The sequence below is a fragment of the Franzmannia qiaohouensis genome (assembly GCF_031451695.1).
GTDB classification, from domain to species: Bacteria; Pseudomonadota; Gammaproteobacteria; order Pseudomonadales; family Halomonadaceae; genus Franzmannia; species Franzmannia qiaohouensis.
Map to the genome: position 1 here is coordinate 208780 of NZ_JARWAM010000008.1, position 18598 is coordinate 227377.

Annotated in this window: 18 protein-coding genes; 9 read left to right on the top strand and 9 right to left on the bottom strand. The window is 66.1% G+C overall.

Going from position 1 to position 18598, the window contains the following annotated elements:
* Positions 1 to 39 precede the first annotated feature (39 nt).
* Positions 40 to 801, bottom strand: coding sequence for an SDR family oxidoreductase (locus QC821_RS13050; RefSeq protein ID WP_309722103.1), 762 nt, complete (start codon positions 799 to 801; stop codon positions 40 to 42).
* A gap of 263 nt (positions 802 to 1064) precedes the next feature.
* Here QC821_RS13050 and QC821_RS13055 point away from each other — a divergent pair, with 263 nt between their 5' ends.
* The 4 genes from QC821_RS13055 (at position 1065) to QC821_RS13070 (ending at position 4716) form a co-directional block, all read left to right on the top strand.
* On the top strand, positions 1065 to 1583 hold the full coding sequence (locus QC821_RS13055; RefSeq protein WP_309722105.1) for an FxsA family protein: 519 nt from the start codon (positions 1065 to 1067) through the stop codon (positions 1581 to 1583).
* A 210-nt stretch (positions 1584 to 1793) separates the two neighbouring features.
* Positions 1794 to 2087, top strand: a complete 294-nt coding sequence (locus QC821_RS13060) for a co-chaperone GroES (protein WP_089658161.1) — start codon at positions 1794 to 1796, stop codon at positions 2085 to 2087.
* 59 nt (positions 2088 to 2146) lie between these two features.
* Positions 2147 to 3787, top strand: a complete 1641-nt coding sequence (groL, locus tag QC821_RS13065) for a chaperonin GroEL (RefSeq protein ID WP_095618927.1) — start codon at positions 2147 to 2149, stop codon at positions 3785 to 3787.
* A gap of 158 nt (positions 3788 to 3945) precedes the next feature.
* The gene (locus QC821_RS13070; RefSeq protein ID WP_309722112.1) at positions 3946 to 4716 is read left to right on the top strand and encodes an RNA methyltransferase; all 771 of its coding nucleotides are present in this window, start codon (positions 3946 to 3948) and stop codon (positions 4714 to 4716) included.
* A 183-nt stretch (positions 4717 to 4899) separates the two neighbouring features.
* Here the strand turns inward: QC821_RS13070 and QC821_RS13075 are convergent, their stop codons facing one another.
* The 6 genes from QC821_RS13075 to QC821_RS13100 form a co-directional block, all read right to left on the bottom strand.
* On the bottom strand, positions 4900 to 5871 hold the full coding sequence (locus QC821_RS13075; RefSeq protein ID WP_309722115.1) for a branched-chain amino acid transaminase: 972 nt from the start codon (positions 5869 to 5871) through the stop codon (positions 4900 to 4902).
* A gap of 29 nt (positions 5872 to 5900) precedes the next feature.
* Entirely contained in the window at positions 5901 to 7175 is a 1275-nt protein-coding gene (locus tag QC821_RS13080; RefSeq protein ID WP_309722120.1) for a D-amino acid dehydrogenase, read from the bottom strand.
* A gap of 119 nt (positions 7176 to 7294) precedes the next feature.
* On the bottom strand, positions 7295 to 8236 hold the full coding sequence (gene lhpI, locus QC821_RS13085) for a bifunctional Delta(1)-pyrroline-2-carboxylate/Delta(1)-piperideine-2-carboxylate reductase (protein WP_309722123.1): 942 nt from the start codon (positions 8234 to 8236) through the stop codon (positions 7295 to 7297).
* Between the two features lies 1 nt (position 8237).
* The gene (locus QC821_RS13090; protein ID WP_076748278.1) at positions 8238 to 8594 is read right to left on the bottom strand and encodes a RidA family protein; all 357 of its coding nucleotides are present in this window, start codon (positions 8592 to 8594) and stop codon (positions 8238 to 8240) included.
* Between the two features lie 25 nt (positions 8595 to 8619).
* Positions 8620 to 9654: a histone deacetylase family protein gene (locus QC821_RS13095; protein WP_309722128.1), complete on the bottom strand. Its 1035-nt coding sequence runs from the start codon at positions 9652 to 9654 to the stop codon at positions 8620 to 8622.
* A gap of 129 nt (positions 9655 to 9783) precedes the next feature.
* A complete protein-coding gene (locus QC821_RS13100; RefSeq protein ID WP_309722131.1) occupies positions 9784 to 10677 on the bottom strand; it encodes a LysR family transcriptional regulator in 894 nt (297 codons plus the stop codon).
* Between the two features lie 139 nt (positions 10678 to 10816).
* On the opposite strand from QC821_RS13100, the gene QC821_RS13105 reads away from it, so the two are divergent.
* Both QC821_RS13105 and QC821_RS13110 read left to right on the top strand, forming a co-directional pair.
* Positions 10817 to 12022 carry a CaiB/BaiF CoA transferase family protein gene (locus tag QC821_RS13105; protein ID WP_309722133.1) on the top strand — a complete coding sequence of 402 codons (1206 nt, stop codon included), beginning with the start codon at positions 10817 to 10819 and terminating at the stop codon, positions 12020 to 12022.
* Between the two features lie 15 nt (positions 12023 to 12037).
* Positions 12038 to 12964: a hydroxymethylglutaryl-CoA lyase gene (locus QC821_RS13110; protein ID WP_309722135.1), complete on the top strand. Its 927-nt coding sequence runs from the start codon at positions 12038 to 12040 to the stop codon at positions 12962 to 12964.
* A gap of 16 nt (positions 12965 to 12980) precedes the next feature.
* Here QC821_RS13110 and QC821_RS13115 read toward each other — a convergent pair whose 3' ends face one another.
* Both QC821_RS13115 and QC821_RS13120 read right to left on the bottom strand, forming a co-directional pair.
* Positions 12981 to 14243 carry an ArgE/DapE family deacylase gene (locus tag QC821_RS13115; protein WP_309722137.1) on the bottom strand — a complete coding sequence of 421 codons (1263 nt, stop codon included), beginning with the start codon at positions 14241 to 14243 and terminating at the stop codon, positions 12981 to 12983.
* Complete coding sequence (locus tag QC821_RS13120; RefSeq protein WP_309722138.1) at positions 14243 to 14971, bottom strand: GntR family transcriptional regulator; 729 nt, start codon at positions 14969 to 14971, stop codon at positions 14243 to 14245. The genes QC821_RS13115 and QC821_RS13120 overlap by 1 nt, the downstream gene beginning before the upstream one ends.
* A 176-nt stretch (positions 14972 to 15147) precedes the next feature.
* Here QC821_RS13120 and QC821_RS13125 point away from each other — a divergent pair, with 176 nt between their 5' ends.
* The 3 genes from QC821_RS13125 to QC821_RS13135 all read left to right on the top strand — a co-directional run bounded on the left by QC821_RS13125 (position 15148) and on the right by QC821_RS13135 (position 18588).
* The gene (locus tag QC821_RS13125; protein WP_309722141.1) at positions 15148 to 16701 is read left to right on the top strand and encodes an ABC transporter substrate-binding protein; all 1554 of its coding nucleotides are present in this window, start codon (positions 15148 to 15150) and stop codon (positions 16699 to 16701) included.
* Between the two features lie 76 nt (positions 16702 to 16777).
* Positions 16778 to 17755 (top strand): ABC transporter permease, encoded by a 978-nt coding sequence (locus tag QC821_RS13130; RefSeq protein ID WP_309722144.1) that lies wholly within the window; start codon positions 16778 to 16780, stop codon positions 17753 to 17755.
* Positions 17752 to 18588, top strand: a complete 837-nt coding sequence (locus QC821_RS13135) for an ABC transporter permease (protein WP_095618911.1) — start codon at positions 17752 to 17754, stop codon at positions 18586 to 18588. Before QC821_RS13130 ends, QC821_RS13135 begins: the two co-directional genes overlap by 4 nt.
* The last annotated feature ends 10 nt before the right edge of the window (positions 18589 to 18598 follow it).

Consider the following 18598-nt stretch of genomic DNA (forward strand, 5'->3'; position numbering starts at 1 on the left):
CTTGATGGGTCGCCCGGCTTCTTGAGCACAGACCCAGGCTCAGATCCGTAGACCACCGTCGCACTCGATCACCCGCCCGGTGAAATAGGCGTTATCGAAAATGAATGCCACGCTCTCGGCGATATCTGCCGGCTGGCCGAGGCTGCCCAGCGGAATGCCCTTGGTGATCTTCTCCAGCACCTCGGGGCGGATGGCGGAGGTCATCTCGGTCTCGATGAAGCCCGGCGCCACCGCACCAACGCGAATACCGTAGCGTGCCAGCTCCTTGGCCCAGGTCACGGTCAGCGAAGCCACCCCGGCCTTGGCCGCCGAGTAGTTGCTCTGGCCCATGTTGCCGGCACGGGAAATGCTCGAGATGTTGACGATCACCCCGCCCTGGCCGGCGTCTACCATCTGGCTGGCCGCTTCGCGTCCGCACAGGAACACCCCGGTCAGATTGACGTCGATGACCTGACGCCACTGCTCGAGGGACATGGTGCTCTCCACCTTGCCGTCCCGCGCCTTGACCAGCAAACCATCGCGGGTGATCCCGGCATTGTTGACCAGCCCGGTGACCGGCCCTAGCTGCGCGGCAATATCGTCGAATGCCTGACGCACCGAGGTCTCGTCAGCCACGTCGACCACGAAACCGGTTGCCTGTACGCCCTGGTCGAGCAGCGAATTGGCCGCGTTGTCGAGCGCCTCGCGCTCGAGGTCGAGCAGCGCGATCCGAGCGCCCTTGCGCCCGAGTACCGCAGCCATGGCCAGGCCGAGCCCGCGCGCGCCGCCGGTAATCGCCACCACCGAATCGTTCCACTGCATAATGGATATCTCCTTGTGGGGCCAGTGTGCCTGGCCCTCTCGCTAGATGCTCGCCACCGCTGGACATCTGCAATGCGGGGCGGCCGATGCTATTGTGCATCGCAACATAAATCACCCTAGCACGAGACGCTGCCTTCGCCCAGCCAACCATTGGTGAAGAGTCGCGCATGTGCCGCCACACTTGGTTATCGGCCATTCTCGCGCGCGACTTGAAAATACCTTCGCCACCTCCATATCAAGGCCAAACTACACCAGGAGTCACCATGCCCTTCCTGTTGCTCTTTACCCTCTTCGCCCTGCTCGATTTCGTCATCCTATTCTCGGTGGGCAGCCAGATCGGCCTGCTCACCACCCTGCTGCTGGTGCTGGCCACCGGCGTCATCGGTCTGCATCTGGTACGCCGACAGGGGGTTGCCACCCTGCAGCGCGCCCAGCAACGCTTCGCCCAGGGCGAACTGCCCTCCAGCGAACTGATTACCGGCGCCGCCTTGATCTTCGGCGGCGCCCTGCTGATGGCGCCCGGCTTCGTTTCCGACGCACTGGGCTTCATGTGCCTGATCCCTGGCACCCGTCAGCTGCTCGGCCGCGCCTTTGGCCGGGTAGGCGTCAAGGCGCGCGGCTTCAGTTTCCACCAGCAGCCAGGGCCGAGCCCGGATGACTGGCATCAGGCCAGCGGCCAGCGCCAGACCGACGACGGGCAAGCGCATGGCCGCGGTCATCGAGACACTGCCGAGGGCCCCATCGAGGGCGATTTCATCAGCCGCGACGACTCACGCCGCTGAGTGGCTGAAAAACGTAAAAAATTTTGCTTGGCGGCCTTGAAAGGCTTTCTCCAGCCCCCACTGTTGGGCTAGAAGACGAGCTTCGGTGCCGAGGTCTCCTCGGCACCAATGACAATGAAGGCAACCGCCTTCCCGGAAGCCCGCTTCCGGAGCTGTTATGGACCGTCGTGAACCATCACGACACAGCAAACCATCAGGAGAACGTGAGCAATGAACATCCGTCCCTTGCACGATCGCGTCGTCGTCCGTCGCGTCGAAGAAGAACAGAAAACCGCTGGCGGCATCGTGCTCCCGGGCAATGCCCAGGAAAAGCCGACTCGTGGCGAAATCCTCGCCGTCGGTAACGGCCGGATTCTCGACAACGGCGAAGTGCGTCCGCTGGACGTCAAGGTTGGCGACACGGTGATCTTCAAGGATGGCTTTGGCGTCGAGAAGCAGAAGATCGACGGCGAAGAAGTCCTGATCATGAGCGAGTCCGACATTCTCGCCGTGGTCGAAGGCTAAGCCTCTACCCGTTACTGTACTGCGTTAGTTTCACGAACTCAGATTAGGAAGCACTAAAAATGTCAGCGAAACAGATCAAATTCTCCGATGATGCCCGCAAGCGTATGGCGCGGGGCGTCGATGTCCTGGCCAACGCCGTCAAGGCCACCCTGGGCCCGAAAGGCCGCAATGTGGTGATCGAGAAGTCCTTTGGCGCCCCGACCGTCACCAAGGACGGCGTGTCCGTGGCCAAGGAGATCGAGCTCAAGGACAAGTTCGAGAATATGGGCGCCCAGATGGTCAAGGAAGTCGCTTCCAAGACCTCTGACGTGGCCGGCGACGGTACCACCACCGCCACCGTGCTCGCGCAGTCCATCGTCAACGAGGGCATGAAGGGCGTTACCGCCGGCATGAACCCGATGGATCTCAAGCGCGGCATCGACCAGGCAGTGATTGCCGCGGTCAAGGAGATCGAGTCCCTGGCCGTACCGTGCACCGACGCCAAGGCCATCGCCCAGGTCGGCACCATCTCCGCCAACGGCGACTCGCGCATCGGCGAAATCATTGCCGATGCCATGGAGAAGGTCGGCAAGGAAGGCGTGATCACCGTCGATGAAGGTCGTGGCTTCGAAGACGAGCTGGAAGTCGTCGAGGGCATGCAGTTCGACCGCGGCTACCTGTCGCCCTACTTCGTGACCAACCAGGACACCATGGCGGTGGAACTGGAAGACCCGTACCTGCTGCTGGTCGACAAGAAGATCTCCAATATCCGCGAACTGCTGCCGGTGCTGGAAGCCGTTGCCAAGGCTGGCAAGCCGCTGGCGATCATCGCCGAAGACATCGAAGGCGAAGCGCTGGCCACCCTGGTGGTCAACACCATGCGCGGCATCGTCAAGGTCGCCGCAGCCAAGGCACCGGGCTTCGGTGATCGTCGCAAGGCCATGCTGCAGGACATCGCGATCCTGACCAACGGCACCGTGATCTCCGAGGAAGTGGGTCTGACCCTCGAGCAGGCTACCCTGGATCACCTGGGCAGCGCCAAGCGCATCACCATGTCCAAGGAAAACACCACCATCATCGATGGTGCCGGTAACGAAGGCGACATCGAAGCGCGTGTCGGCCAGATCCGCACCCAGATCGAAGACACCTCCTCCGACTACGATCGCGAGAAGCTCCAGGAGCGTGTCGCCAAGCTGGCCGGCGGTGTTGCCGTGATCCGCGTCGGTGCCGCTACCGAAATCGAGATGAAGGAGAAGAAGGCCCGCGTCGAAGACGCCCTGCACTCTACCCGTGCCGCGGTCGAGGAAGGCGTGGTACCTGGCGGCGGTACTGCCCTGGTACGCGTGCTGACCAAGATCAAGGACCTCAAGGGCGACAACGAGGACCAGACCCACGGCATCGCCATCGCACTGCGTGCCATGGAAGCCCCGCTGCGTCAGATCGTGACCAATGCCGGCCAGGAAGCCTCCGTGATCCTCAACAAGGTCAAGGACGGCGAAGGCAACTACGGCTACAACGCCCAGACCGGCGAGTACGGCGACCTGTTCGAGATGGGTGTGCTGGACCCGGCCAAGGTAACCCGCTCTGCGCTGCAGTCAGCCGGTTCCGTGGCAGGCCTGATGATCACCACCGAAGCCATGATCGCCGATGACCCGGACGAGAAAGAGGCCGGTGGCGCCCCCGACATGGGCGGTATGGGTGGCATGGGCGGCATGATGTAAGCAAGCCCCCTGCCCCAGGCACTGCCTGAGACAGACCCCGCCGGTGACAGCCGGCGGGGTTTTATTTTGTGGGAAGTAGGAAGACCAAGCCGTGTAGAATGACGTCTTTCAGGCACGAAGTGCCGGTCTTTAATCTTCCTTCTTACGTCTTGTCTTCCATGCTCTCCAATATTCGCATCGTCCTCGTCCAGACCTTTCATCCCGGCAATATCGGCCAGGCCGCCCGCGCCATGAAGACCATGGGGCTCACTGATCTGGTGCTGGTGCGGCCGCGCTGCTATCCCGACGTCGAAGCATCGCGCCTGGCGGCCGGCGCCGAGGACGTGCTAGACGGCGCCCGGGTGGTCGATGAACTGAGCGACGCCGTGGCTGACTGCGTGCAAGTGGTCGGCGCCAGTGCACGACTGCGCAGCCTGCCGCTGCCCCACTTTGATGAGCCCGACGCCATGGCCGAGACGGTCGTCGAGCATGCCCGTCAGTCACCGGTGGCACTGGTGTTCGGCCGCGAACGCTCAGGGCTGACCAACGACGAGATCCGCCAGTGCAGCCATCAGGTGAGCATTCCGGCCAATCCCGACTATGGCATCCTCAACCTTTCCCAGGCGGTGCAGGTGCTGGCCTACGAAGTGCACCGCGCCTGGCGTCGGCAGCCGGCCAGCGACTACCGCTACCAGCGCCCGGCTCAGGCCGAGCCGCCAACCCGGGAGCAGTTGGGGCATTTCCAGGCGCATCTCTCGCGGATCATGGCCAGTAGCGGCTTTCTCACCCAGCCCCACGCCACCACCGAGCAGCAGCTGCAGACGCTGTTCGCCCGTGCCCAGCCTTCGCGCCGTGAGCTCTCGCTGCTGCGCGGGCTACTCAGCGCGCTGGAGCAGCATATTGCCACTGATTTGCCCGATGACAAGGAAAGGTCACGCAATCGTGACTAGACTGTCATCTATCCAGCCTATAACGGTTGGGCGGGCGCAAAGGATACTGCTCTACCTCGTCAAGGATGCGACGGCGCAGGGAGCGCCAACAGGAAATGGCCACGGCCATGGCACCCGGACGGTGCTCAGGGAGGAAGGAATACGCCATGAAGCGTCGGGCTTCATGGCGTTTTCTTTTGTCCGCTAGGCGCGCTCGGCGATAGGTGTCAGCCAGGTGCCGTAGCCCTCGAGCTCGCCCCGCGTGAGACGCCGGTAGAGCTGCTGCAGCCGCGCCGTGACACTCCCCGGGTCGATCTCGTCGAGCGCCAGGCCGGCATCGGCACCGCGTGCCCCGATACGCCGCCCGTCGAGCTCGCGCAGCGGCAGGATCTCCGCAGCAGTGCCAGTGAGAAACGCCTCCTCGGCGGTATACAGCTCATCGCGGGTGATACGCCGCTCGCGCACCTCGAGGCCCAGTTCGCGGCGCGCCAGCTCTATCACGCTGTCGCGAGTAATGCCCTGCAGGCAAGAGGTGATCTCCGGGGTATGCAGCACGTCATCGCGCAGCAGGAACACATTGGCCGCCGAGGCTTCGGCGACGTAGCCCTCAGGGTCGAGCATGATGGTTTCATCGAATCCCGCCTTGACCGCGGTATTCAGCGCCAGGATCGAGTTGACGTAGTGGCCGTTGGTTTTGGCGCGACACAGGCTGATATTGACGTGATGACGCGCCCAGGAGGAGGTCAAGGCACGCAGCCCGACCCGCGCGGCACGCGGATCGAGGTAGTCACCCAGGTCCCAGGCAGCGATCATCACATGGGTGGTCAGCCCCTTGGCGCGCAGCCCCATGCCCTCGGCACCAAAGAACACCGTCGGCTTGAGGTAGGCATTGGCCAGCTGGTTGCGCTGCACGCACTCGCGCTGCGCCTCGATCAGCGCGGCGGCGTCCCAGGCCAGCGGCATGTCCAGCGCATGGGCACTATCCAGCAGCCGCCGGGTATGCTCGGCGACCCGGAACAGGTGCGTGCCGCGCTGGCCGGCGTAGGCGCGGATACCCTCGAAGCAGCCCATGCCGTAATGCAGGGTGTGACTCAGCAGGTGGGTGGTGGCCTCGCGCCAGGGCAGCCACTCGCCGTCCTGCCAGATCCATCCATCGCGGTCGTAAAGGGGCGTCATGGTCGCGTCCTTGCCAAATGAGAGAGCCTTTAGCCGAAGCGTCCCGGGCGAAACGCCTCGAGGGCCAGCGCCGGCTTGTCACCGTCGATCAGTTGGGCGATCAACTGGGCGCTGGCCGCGGAGAGGGTCCAGCCGAAGGTGCCATGTCCGGTATTGAGGAACAGGTTGTTACGCTTGCCTTCTCCGATCACCGGTGGCCCGTCCGGCGTCATCGGCCGAAACCCGGCCCATGACTCAGCGCGCTCGACATCGGCAGCCCCGTCGAAGCGCGACGCCACGGCGTGAAGCAGCGTCTCCAGCCGCTGCTCCGGGATCTGACGATCATGCTCGGCGAGCTCGACGAAACCGGTCACCCGCAGGCGCTCGCCGAGACGCGTGAATACCACCTTGTAGCGGTCGTCTATCACCGTCGAGCGCGGCGCCCGCGCGGCATCGCGCAGCGGCATGGTCAACGAGTAGCCCTTGACCGGGTAGATCGGCAGGCGGGCGCCGAACATTTCACCCAGCCGCTGCGACGCGGTGCCGGCGCACAGCACGAAGGCATCGGCTGCGAGGGGCTCAAGCGCCTCACCGTCGCGAGTGGCAAGCGTCAGCGCACGCAGATGGCCACCGCCGTCGCGTTCGGCGCCGGTCACCTGGGTCTCGAACAGGAAATCCACCCCACGTGCCGCGCAGACCGCGGCCAACGCCTGGGTAAAGCGGTGGCAATCGCCGGTGCCGTCGCCGGGCAGCCAGATGCCACCCACCAGCGGCTGGCTACCCGCCAGGGCCGGCTCGCGCTCGGCGACCTCGGCGGCGGTCATCAGCTGATGCGCGATGCCCAGCTCACCGAGCAGCCCGGCATTGACCTGCAGCGCCTTGAGCGACTCGACGTCGCTGGCAAGATCGACAAGACCGCCCTGACCGGCATCGAAGTCGAGCGTCGCATCCTCCTCCAGCGCCTCGAAACACTGGCGGCTATAGGCTCCAAGGCGCAGCATGGCACGCTTGTTGGCCTCGAACAGGCCGGGCTGCTGGGCAAAGCGCCAGGTGGCTGCCAGAAAGCGCAGGGCGTGCGGTGACGGCGGCAGTTTCAGCTTGAGCGGGCCGTCGCGCTTGACCAGCCACGGCAGCGCCTTCTTGAGCATGGCCGGCGAGGCCCAGGGGTAGACATAGCCGTAGCTGCGCTGGCCGGCATTGGCGCGGCTGGTCTCGAGCCCCGCCGCAGCGAGGCACTCCACCACCGTGACCCGGTGGCCGCGCTGCTGCAGAGCATGCGCCGTGGTCACGCCCACCACGCCGGCTCCGATCACCACAATATGCACGTCATCTCTCCCCAACGCCGGTCATTGTCATTAGTATCCAGCTGCTGCGCGCCGCCAGCAGGCTAATGGCCTAGTCGGTTCGTGGCATCGCCGCAGCTGCCACAGCCGCTTGGCACAGATCAGGCACGCCCCTCGAGCTGCTCCCAGACCTCGATGGCCGCCGCCAGGTCCTCGAGCGATGCGCCCACCGACTTGAACAGGGTGATCGCCTCGCTCGAGGAGCGTCCCGGCTTCTCGTTGCGCAGCAGCTCGGCCAGCTCGGCCCGCACGGCATCGAAGGTGAAGGCGCCCTCGTCGATGGCCTGCAGGATGTCTCCCGCTTCTCCTTGGGCGCCGGCGTAGGTATCCACGAACACCTCACTGCGCGCGAAGCACTCGGCGTCGGTCTCGCGCATGCTGGGGCGAAAGGCGCCGATCAGATCGAGATGGGTGCCCGGCGCGAGCCAGGCGCCGCGGATCAGCGGCGCGCTGGACAGGGTAACGCAGCTGACGATATCCGCCTCACGGGTAGCCGCCTCGAGGTCCTCCACCGCCGCGCAGTCGAAGCGCCCGGCGTAGTCGGCGGCCAGCCGCTCGGCCTTGTCCAGGTGGCGGCCCCAGATGCGCACGCGCTTGATGGGACGTACCGCGGCGTGGGCCTCGATCACCATCGGCGCCAGCTTGCCGGTCCCCACCACCAGCAGCGTCTCGGCGTCATCGCGGGCCAGCTCACGGGCGGCCAGCGCCGAGGCAGCGGCGGTGCGCCGCCGGGTCAGTTCGCTGCCATCGAGGCACACCAGCGGCCGACCGTGGGCGCCCTCGCTGAGCAGATAGACCCCGGCAATCGCCGGCAGGCCGTGATCGGCATTCTGGGGAAAGACGTTGACCATCTTGACCCCGATATAGCCGGCCGCTTCCCAGGCCGGCATCAGCAGCAGGGTGGCCTCGCCGTCGGGCCGCTGCATGGCGTGATGGTGGCGCGGCGGCGACTCCACGCCGTCGCGAAAGGTGCGCGCCAGGCGTTCCACCAACGCGTCCCACGGCAGCGACGCGGCCACCTCCTCAGCCGAGATGACGCGCATATCAGGCCCCCGGAATCGCCGCGGTGACCATGATCTCGACCTTCCACTCGGGCTTGGCCAGCTTGGCCTCGACGGCCGCGCGCACCGGTGGGCGACCGGGTACCACCCAGGCGTCCCAAGCGGCATTCATCTGGTCGAATTCGGCCATGCTGGTGACCCAGATCTGGGCGCTGAGCAGATGTTCCTTGGAGCTGCCGGCGCCGGCCAGCAGGCGCTCGATCTTGGCCAGCACCTGCTCGGTCTGGCCGCGCATGTCGGCGCTGGCGTCGTCGGGCACCTGGCCGGCCAGGTAGACGGTGCCATTATGCAAGGTGGCCTGGCTCATGCGGGTGTTGCTGTCGTGATACTGGATGCTCATATGTAGCTCCGTGTGCAATAGATGGTCAGGTCTGGCAGTAGCCGCGCATGAACGCCGCCAGGTTGGCCCCCAGATAGTCCGTCGGGTAGCCGCCCTCCTGGACGATCACCGTCGGCCACTCGATGGCGGCGAGGCGCTGCCCCACGAGAGTAAAATCCTCGCTCTCGAGCACCAGGCCGGCCAGCGGGTCGGCCTTGTGGGCATCGAGCCCCAGTGCCACCACCAGCGCGGTGGGACGAAACGCCTGCATGGCCTCGATGAGACGCTCCAGCGCGGCCATGAAGGTCGCGCCGTCGCTGCCCAGCGGCAGCGGTATATTGAGGTTGGCGCCAGCACCCTCACCTTCGCCGGTCTCATCGGCGCCGCCCCAGAAGAACGGGTAGAAATCCGTGGTATCGGCGTGCAGCGAGCCGGTCCAGACGTCGCCCCGCGCGTAGAAAATATCCTGGGTGCCATTGCCATGATGCAGGTCGACGTCGAGAATCGCCACCCGCTCATGCTGCTCGCGCAGCACCGTGGCAGCCAGCGCCGAGTTGTTGAGGAAGCAGAAGCCCCCCGCCCGCTCGGGACCGGCGTGATGGCCCGGTGGCCGGCACAGCGCATAGGCGTAGCGCTTGCCCGCCATCACCGCCTCGGCGGCGGCCTCGGCGCTGGCGGCACTGGCCAGGATGCCGGCGAAGCTGTCGGCGGTCATCGGGCAGGCCATGTCGTGCATATGCCAGCCCACCTGGCCCACCGGATGCCGCGGGTAGTGGTGACCGCCGCCGCAGGGGTGCACGTTGGGTGCGACGATCTCAGCGGCGTCCGGCAGCGCCTGCCAGCGGGCGTAAATGGTCTCGAGAAAGTCGAGATAGCGCGGCGTATGAATACGCAGCAGCCGCTCGCGCAGCCGCTCACCGTCGCTGGCAGCGGGCGCGACCAGTGACAGGCCGCACTCAGCCAGGCCAGCGGACAGCAGTTCGGCGCGCACCGGCCCTTCCGGCGAGGCCACCTGGCGGCCGCGGAGCAGAAAACTCGGCGGGGCGTGGCGCTCCTGGTCAGGGTGATAATAGAGCTGCATGGACGTCCCTCGTCAGTACCCCAGTCGCGCCGGTAGCCAGGTCACCTGCTGGGAAATAGTATCAGGCTTAGGATGGCAGCATTTGGCACCGCTCTGCTAGCAGTGGGCGCCCTTCAATGTCGTCAGGGATCACGATGCCTCGTCCACCAGATGATCGACCAGGTGGCGGGCAATCACCGGCAGGGTGTCGTAGCGCCGTACGCCGATCACCAGCTCACGCCGCGCCCAGGGGTCGGCCAGGGGGATGCTGCATAGTTCGAGATCGCGCAGGTCGCGGTAGATGGTGCGCTGGGGCAGCACGCCAACCCCCATGCCGTGGTGAATCATCCGGCAGATGGCGTCGAAGCTGCGCACCTGGATGCGCATGCGCAGGCTGCGGCCGGCGCGATTCGCCTGCTCGTGGAGCAGTGACTGCAGCGAAGTGTCCTGCTGCAGGCCAATGAAGTCGTAGGCGGTGGCCTCCTGGAAATCGAGCGTCTCGCGTCCGGCCAGGGGATGGTCGCGCGGGGTCATCAGCACCAGCCGATCGCTGCGGTAGGGCATCACCTGCAGCTCCGGCGCCGCCACGTGGCCGGCAAAGATGCCGACATCGGTCAGGCCGTCGCGCACGGCCGCGATCACCTCGGTGCTGATCCGCTCCTGCAGGTCGATCTTGACTTCCGGGTAGCGTCGCGAGAAGGCGCTCAGATCCTGAGGCAGGAAGGCGATGATCGCCGAGGTGTTGGAGTGGATGCGCACATGGCCCTTGATGCCCTCGCCATACTCGCTGAGCTCGGCCTGCAGCCGCTCGATGTTCTCGAGAATGCGCCGCGCATGGTGCAGGAAGGCCTGGCCCGCGGGGGTCAGCTCGACCCCGCGCGAGCGGCGATAGAGCAGCGTGGTGCCGACCAGCGACTCCAGGTCGCGGACGCGCTTGCTGACCGCCGCCAGCGCCAGGTGCTCGCGTTCGGCCGCCACGGTCAGTCGCCCTTCGTCGGCGATGGTAACGAAGAGCTTGAGGGTGACGAAATCGAAGCGACGCATGGCGACTCTCGAGGAGAGGAGTAGAGGTCCATCCTAGCGAAGTGTTCGCGATTGACGAAGCCCGAGTTATCCATCGCCTAATTGATTCGCACCGACGCCAGGCGCCATGCTATGTCACATACTGCCTAGGAGTGCTGCCATGACGACTGCGGAGACTCGCCAGCTCCCCCTTGAGAACCTCAAGGTGCTGGAACTGGGCCAGCTCATTGCCGGGCCCTTCGCCACCAAGCTGCTGGGTGAATTCGGTGCCGACGTGATCAAGGTCGAGCCGCCAGGCACCGGCGACCCCCTTCGCAAATGGCGAATCATCGAAGATGGCACCTCGCTGTGGTGGCACGTACAGAGCCGCACCAAGCGCTCGCTGTCTCTCGACCTGCGCACCCCCCAGGGGCAGGACCTGGTCCGTCGGCTGGTCGGCGAGGCCGATGTGCTGGTCGAGAATTTCCGCCCCGGTACGCTGGAAGGCTGGGGGCTCGGCTATGAGGCACTCGCCGAACTCAACCCGCGACTGATCATGGTACGCATCTCCGGCTACGGCCAGACCGGGCCTTACCGCGACAAGCCCGGCTTCGGGGTGATCGGCGAAGCAATGGGCGGCCTGCGCTACCTCACCGGCCACCCCGGCGAACCCTCGGTGCGAGTCGGGGTGAGCATCGGCGACTCCCTCTCCGCCCTCTACGCGGTGATCGGCACCCTGCTCGCACTGCAGGAGCGAAGCCGCAGCGGGCTCGGCCAGGAGATCGACGTGGCCCTCTACGAGTCGGTATTCGCCATGATGGAGAGCCTGCTGCCCGAATACGACGCCACCGGCCAGGTCCGCGAGCCCAGCGGCAGCGCCCTGCCCGGCATCACGCCGTCGAATGCCTACCGCACCCGCGACGGCGACTTCGTGCTGATTGCCGGCAACGGCGACAGCATCTTCAAGCGCCTGATGAAGGTGATCGAGCGCGACGACCTGGCCGAGGACCCGGCGCTGGCGCACAACGACGGGCGCAGCCGCCGCGCCGCCGAGATCGATGCCGCCATCGAGGCCTGGAGCAAGACCCTCGGCCGCGACGAGATCCTCGCCGCCCTGGATGCCGCGCGGGTGCCGGCGGGCTTTCCCTACACCGCGGCCGACATTGCCAGCGACCCGCACTACCTGGCGCGTGAGATGATCCAGACCATCACCCGCCCCAGCGGCGACCCGTTGAAGGTCCCCGGCGTACTGCCGCGTCTCAGCGCCACCCCGGGCCGGCTCGGCAACGGCGGCCCGGCCCTGGGCCAGCATACCGAGGAGGTGCTCGACGAGCTGGGCATCGATGACGAGACTCGCGCCAAGCTGCGCAGCGCCGGCATCATCTAACCCCAAGGAGCGCCCATGCCTTCACTACAGATCAACGAGGTGGCACCCCGCGACGGCCTGCAGATCGAAGCCGAGTTCGTGCCCACCGCGGACAAGATAGGCCTGATCGATGCCCTCTCCGCCACCGGCCTGGCGCGCATCGAGGCGACCAGCTTCGTCTCGCCCAAGGCCATTCCCCAACTGCGCGATGCCGCCGAGGTGGTGACCACCATCCAGCGCCGTCCGGGCGTTGGCATTACCGTGCTGGTGCCCAACGTCAAGGGCGCCGAGCGGGCACTGGCCTGCCACGTCGACGAGGTCAATCTGGTGATGTCGGCGAGCGAATCCCACGGCCTGGCCAACCTGCGCATGACGCCGACGCAGTCCCTCGAGCAGTTCGCGGCCATTGTCGAAACCGTCCGCGCCCAGCCTCAGGGGCGCGAGGTCTTCATCAACGCCTCGCTCTCCACCACCTTCGGCTGCCCCTTCGAGGGTGAGGTGCCCGAGGCGCGTGTACTCGATCTGGTCGAGCGACAGCTGGCCCTGGGCGTGCAGGGCGTGAGCCTATGCGACACCACCGGCATGGCCAACCCGGCCCAGGTCAGGCGGCTGTGCGAGGCCGTGCTCGCGCGCTTCCCGGAGACGCCCTTCACGCTGCATTTCCACAATACCCGCGGCATGGGCCTGGCCAATGCGCTGGCCGCCTGGCAGGCGGGCATCACCCGCTTCGACGCCTCGCTCGGCGGGCTCGGCGGCTGCCCCTACGCACCCGGCGCGACCGGCAACGTCTGCAGCGAGGACCTGGTGCATATGTTCGAGGCCATGGGCGTGTCCACCGGAGTCGACCTGGACGCCCTGCTGAAAGTCTCTGCCAGCCTGCCCGGGCTGATCGGCCACGACACCCCGGGGCAGGTAGCCAAGGCCGGCAAGGCCGACCGCCGCTATCCCATGCCGGCCCGCTGAGCGCGGCGGCCCGGGACTAGTCGCCCAGCTGCTGCCAGCGGCAGATGAACAGCGCGTAGGCCTTGAGGGTATGGCGGATCGACTCGATGTCGACCCGCTCATCGATGCCGTGGATGCGTTCCGCCACCGGCCCATAGCAGCTACCGGGTACGCCGCCCGCCACATGGAAGGCGCACAGGTCGGTGATACAGGTGGAGAGATAGCGCTCGGGCTCACCGCCACTCAGGGCCCGGTGGCACTCGCCGAGCAGTTCGATCCCCGGCGCCTCGAGGTCGACCAGGTGACCCGGCGAGCGAAAGCCGTGAAATTCGACGTGGGGGGCGTTGCCGGGCAGCGCCAGGTCGTGGTGCGCGCGGGCCACGCAGGCCTCGAAGCGCCGCATGATCTGCTCCGGCGCCACTCCCGGAGCAAAACCGATACGCCCCTCGATTTCCGCGTGGGCGGGCACGCTGGAGGCCCAGTTACCGCCATCGAAGCGGCCGATGTTGAGATTGAACGGGTGCTCGAAGGCGTCGTAGGGTGGCTCGCGCTCGGCGTTGAGTTCATCCTCGAACGTCCTGAGCGCCGGGATCAGCCGCTGCATGGTCTCGATGGCATCGCTGCCGGCGGTGGCATCGAGTACGTGGGCCGGCACGCCGTCGACGCGAATCCGGAAGCGCAGCACGCCGGTCTGACCGGTGTAGAGGCACGGCCCGAAGGGCTCCGGGATCAGCACGCAATCGCCGCCGTAGCCGGCAGTGACACAGGCCAGCGCACCGTTGCCGCTGCACTCCTCCTCGATCACAGTCTGCAGCGTCAACGGCGTCTCGATCGCCACCCCGGCGCGGCGCACCGCGGCGACCGCCATGATCATCGCCGCCACCCCCGCCTTCATGTCGCCGGCGCCACGCCCATACAGCCAGCCATCCTGGCGCCACGGCTCCCAGGGCGGACGCGTCCAGGTATCGATGGGCTCCGCCGGCACCACGTCGAGATGGCCATTGAACACCAGATGTCGCCCCGGGGCATCGCGGTTGAGTGCCGAGACCAGGCAGTAGCGCCCGGCGCCGGACCACGCCACCGGCGCATACTGGGGGTGCTGCAGTAGGCTCGGGGCATCCATCGCCACCCGCTCCACTGGCAGCTCGAGCCGCTCGAGTGCCGCTTCCATCGCCGTCAGCACGCCCTGCTCCTGGCCCAGCACGCTATATTCACGCACCAGGGTTTCGGTCAGAGCCAGGGTTTCCTCGAAGCAGGCATCGCACGCTGCCAATACCCGCTGCTCCTGATCGCTCAGCATCACCCCTCCTCGCCTGTTGCATCAGACACGGCCACCGGGCGCCCGGCGTCGGGGCCGGCGCCAAGCCCTTGAATCACATAGTCGCGTGCCACCCCGATATGGTAGTCCACCTCCTCCCGGCAGCGCCTCGCTTCGCCGCTGGCCAGGGCCTCGATCAGCGGCCAGTGGTTGGCGGCGATGCGCTCGGGCTCGGCGTGGGTGCGCTCGATCAGCGCCATGCACAGCCGCAGCTCGTGGGACAGGTCATCGAAGGCCTTGAGCAGGCGGCGATTGCCGGCCATCTCGAATACCAGCCGATGAAAGCGCAGGTCGGCCTCGATCTTGCTGCCATCGTCGCTGCCCTTGGCCAGCGCACACATCGTCTCGACCTGCCGCGACAGAGTGGCGTGGGCGGCCTCGTCGAAGCGTGACGCCAGCAGCTCGAAAGCGTGGCGTTCGTAGCACAGCCGCAGGTCGAAGACATCGGCCAGGTCGTCGCCGATGAGCTCGCGTACGTAGAAGCCCTTACGCGGTCGCGATATCAGCAGGCCGCGGCTCTCCAGCAGCCGCGCCGCCTCGCGCACCGGCGCGCGACTCACGCCCAGCTCGCGGGACAGCTGCACCTCCGACAGTCGCATCCCCGGCGCGTAGTGGCGCGCGATGATCGCCTCGGTGAGGTAATCGGCCACCTGCTCGACGAGGTTGGTCTGCTGCAGCCGCGGCGCAACAGGCGGGGGGTTGGCATGCATTGAAATCGCTCTGCTCCAGAATTCTGAGACGCTAATGTGTTTACAGTATGGCCAATCAATACGCCATGTCGACCACCGACTGTCGACAGTTTGGGTGGGCGTTGCTATGTTCAAAGACGATCCGATGATTTGCCATCGACGCATCAAGTCCAACACAACAACAAGGGACGCAACCTATGAAGACTCCTCTGGCCCTGGCCATTGCCGCAACAGCATTTGCTGCCTCCACCGTTCATGCCGACGAGCCGCGGCACGGTGGCACCATCGACACCATCATCCAGCCCGAGCCGCCCGGCCTGGTATTGGGCATGATCCAGAACGCCCCGACCCGAACCGTGGCCGGCAATATCTACGAGGGGCTGCTGCGCTACACCACCGAGCTCGAGCCCATGCCGCAGCTGGCCACGGATTGGGAGGTCAGCGAGGATGGCCGCACCTGGACCTTTCACCTGCGCGATGACGTAAGCTGGCATGACGGCGAACCCTTCACCGCCGAGGACGTGGTGTTTTCCGCCGATGTCTTCCACCGCGAGCTCAACCCCAGTGCCCGCGCCGTGCTGCAGCACATCGAGTCGATCGAGGCCGTCGACGACTACACCGTCGAGTTCACCCTCGACGAACCCTTCGGCCCTTTCCTGATCTCATTCGAGGCCGGTACCTTTACCATGATCCCCAAGCATCTCTACGAGGGGACCGACTTCCGCGACAACGAGCACAACAACCACCCCATCGGTACCGGCCCCTTCAAGTTCGACAGCTGGGATCGCGGCACGGTGATTCAGCTGGTACGCAACGACGACTACTACGAGGATGACCTGCCCTACCTCGACGGCATCAACTGGCACATCATCCCCGACGGCGCCTCGCGTGCGGTGGCCTACGAGAACGGCACCGTCGACGTACTGCCCTACGGTACCGTCGAGAACTTCGATATTCCGCGCCTGGCCGAGCTCGACAACACCTGCATGACCGAAGCGGGCCACGAGTACTTCAGCCCCTTCGCCATGCTGTGGATGAACAACCGTGAAGGCCCCACCGCCGACAAGCGCTTCCGCCAGGCGGTGATGCACGCCATGGACCGCGAATTCGCCCGCGACGTGCTGTGGAACGGACTGGGCAACGTGCCGTTGGGCGCCTTCGGTTCCAACGCGCGCTTCCAGAACCCCGACCTCGAGCCCTACGACCACGATCCGGAGCGTGCCCGCGAGCTGCTCGACGAGATGGGCTATGACGGCGAAGAGGTGCGCCTGCTGCCGCTGCCCTACGGCGAGACCTGGACGCGCTGGGCCGAGGCCGTGCAGCAGAACCTGCGTGAAGTGGGCATCGAGGTGCGCACCGAAGCCACCGACGTCGGCGGCTGGAACCAGCGCCTGGGTGACTGGGACTACGACCTGGCCTTCACCTACCTCTTCCAGTATGGCGACCCGGCCCTGGGCATCTCGCGCACCTACCTCTCTACCAATATCGAGAAGGGCTCGCCGTGGAACAACGTCGAGGGCTACGAGAACCAGCGGGTCGACGAGCTGTTCAACGAGGCGGCCACCGCCTTCCCCGACGAAGAGCGCGAAGCGCTCTACCACGAGGTCCAGGAGATCCTCCAGGAGGATGTGCCGGTGGGCTGGTTGCTGGAGCTCGGCTTCCCGACCCTCTACCGCTGCGACGTCCAGGACCTGGTGACTTCAGGCGTAGGCGTCAACGACGGCTTCAAGGACACCTGGCTAGATCGCTGATCGCCACCCACCGGTTTGACCCGGGGCGGTGAAACGCCCCGGGTCGAGGCGTCCTCTTCCAGCCCGAGGCCTTGGCATGCTCTATGTCCGATTGATCACGATGCGGCTGCTCAAGGCCGTCGTCGTGTTGTTCATGATCATCATCTTCAACTTCGTGTTGATCCAGCTCGCCCCCGGCGACCCCGCGGCCATCCTGGCCGGCGAGGCCGGCGCCACCGACGAGGAGTTCCTGCGTCAGCTGCGCGAACGCTTCGGCCTCGACCAGCCGCTCTACGTGCAGCTGTGGCGCTACGTCTCCGGCGTCGCCATGCTCGACTTCGGTTTCTCCTACCGCCAGCAGATGCCGGTCCTCGACCTGATCCTGGCGCGCCTGCCGGCTACCCTGCTGCTCACCGGTACCGCCTTCGTGCTATCGCTCGCGCTGGGTATCGTCGCCGGTTCGCTGGCCGCCGCCCGAGTCAAGAAGCCTTCCGGCTCGCTGATCATGGCCCTGGCGCTGCTGTTCTACGCCACGCCGCTGTTTTGGGTGGCGCTGATGTCGGTGGTGCTGTTCTCGGTCTATCTCGACTGGCTGCCCGCCTACGGCATGTACACCGTGGGTGCCGGCCACACTGGCCTAGCGATGGTGCTCGATGTGGGCAAACACCTGATCCTGCCGGCCACCACCCTGGCGCTGTTCTTCATGGCGATCTACACCCGCATGACCCGTGCGTCGATGCTCGAGGCCAGCCAGCAGGACTTCGTCAAGACCGCCCGCGCCAAGGGGCTCAAGAACAGCGTCATCCAGCGACGCCATATCCTGCGCAACGCGCTGCTGCCGATCATCACCCTGGCCGGCCTGCAGGCAGGCCAGATGGTCGGCGGCGCCATCCTCACCGAGACGGTGTTCGCCTGGCCCGGCATCGGCCGACTGATGTTCGAGGCGCTGCAGCAGCGCGACTACAACCTGCTGCTGGGCATCTTCTTCTTCTCGGCGGCCCTGGTGATCCTGTTCAACATCATCACCGACCTCGTCTACGGACTGGCCGACCCGCGCATCAAGGAGGGCTCATGAGCTTCTTCGCCCGCTTTGCCCAGAACCGCGGCGCCCTGATCGGGCTGATCATTCTCCTCACCATCATCGCCATGGCGATCCTTGCCCCGCTGCTGTTTCCCGAGTCGCCCTGGCGCATGGTGCAGCGCCCTTTTCTGCCGCCGATGGAGGTCGACGGCTTTCCGCTGGGCACCGATACCATGGGCCGCAACGTGGCCGCGGGGCTGATGCACGGCGCCTGGGTGTCGCTGCTGATCGGCCTGGTCTCGACCACGGTGGCACTGGCCATCGGCGTGCCGCTGGGCGCCATCGCCGGCTACTACGGCGGCCTGATCGACGACGCCCTGATGCGCTTTACCGAGTTCTTCCAGACCATTCCCAACTTCGCCCTGGCGATCGTGCTGGTGGCCATCATGCAGCCCAGCATCACCTCCATCGTGCTGGCCATTGCCATCGTCAGCTGGCCTCCGGTGGCGCGCCTGGTGCGCGCCGAGTTCCTGTCGCTGCGCAACCGCGAGTACGTCGAAGCGGCGCGCCTAGTGGGCCAGTCCAACACCACCATCATCCTGCGCCAGATCCTGCCCAACACCCTGTCGCCGATCATCGTGCTGGCCTCGCTGATGGTCGCCACCGCCATCCTGCTGGAGTCGGCGCTCTCCTTCCTGGGGCTGGGCGACCCCAACGTGATGTCGTGGGGCTATATGATCGGCGCCGCGCGCACCGTGATCCGCCAGGCCTGGTGGCTGAGCTTCTTCCCTGGGGTGGCGATCCTGCTCACCGTACTGGCCCTCAACCTGGTGGGCGAAGGCCTCGATGACGCCTTGAACCCGAAACTCGCCCGCGAGCGCTCCTGAGGGGAAACGA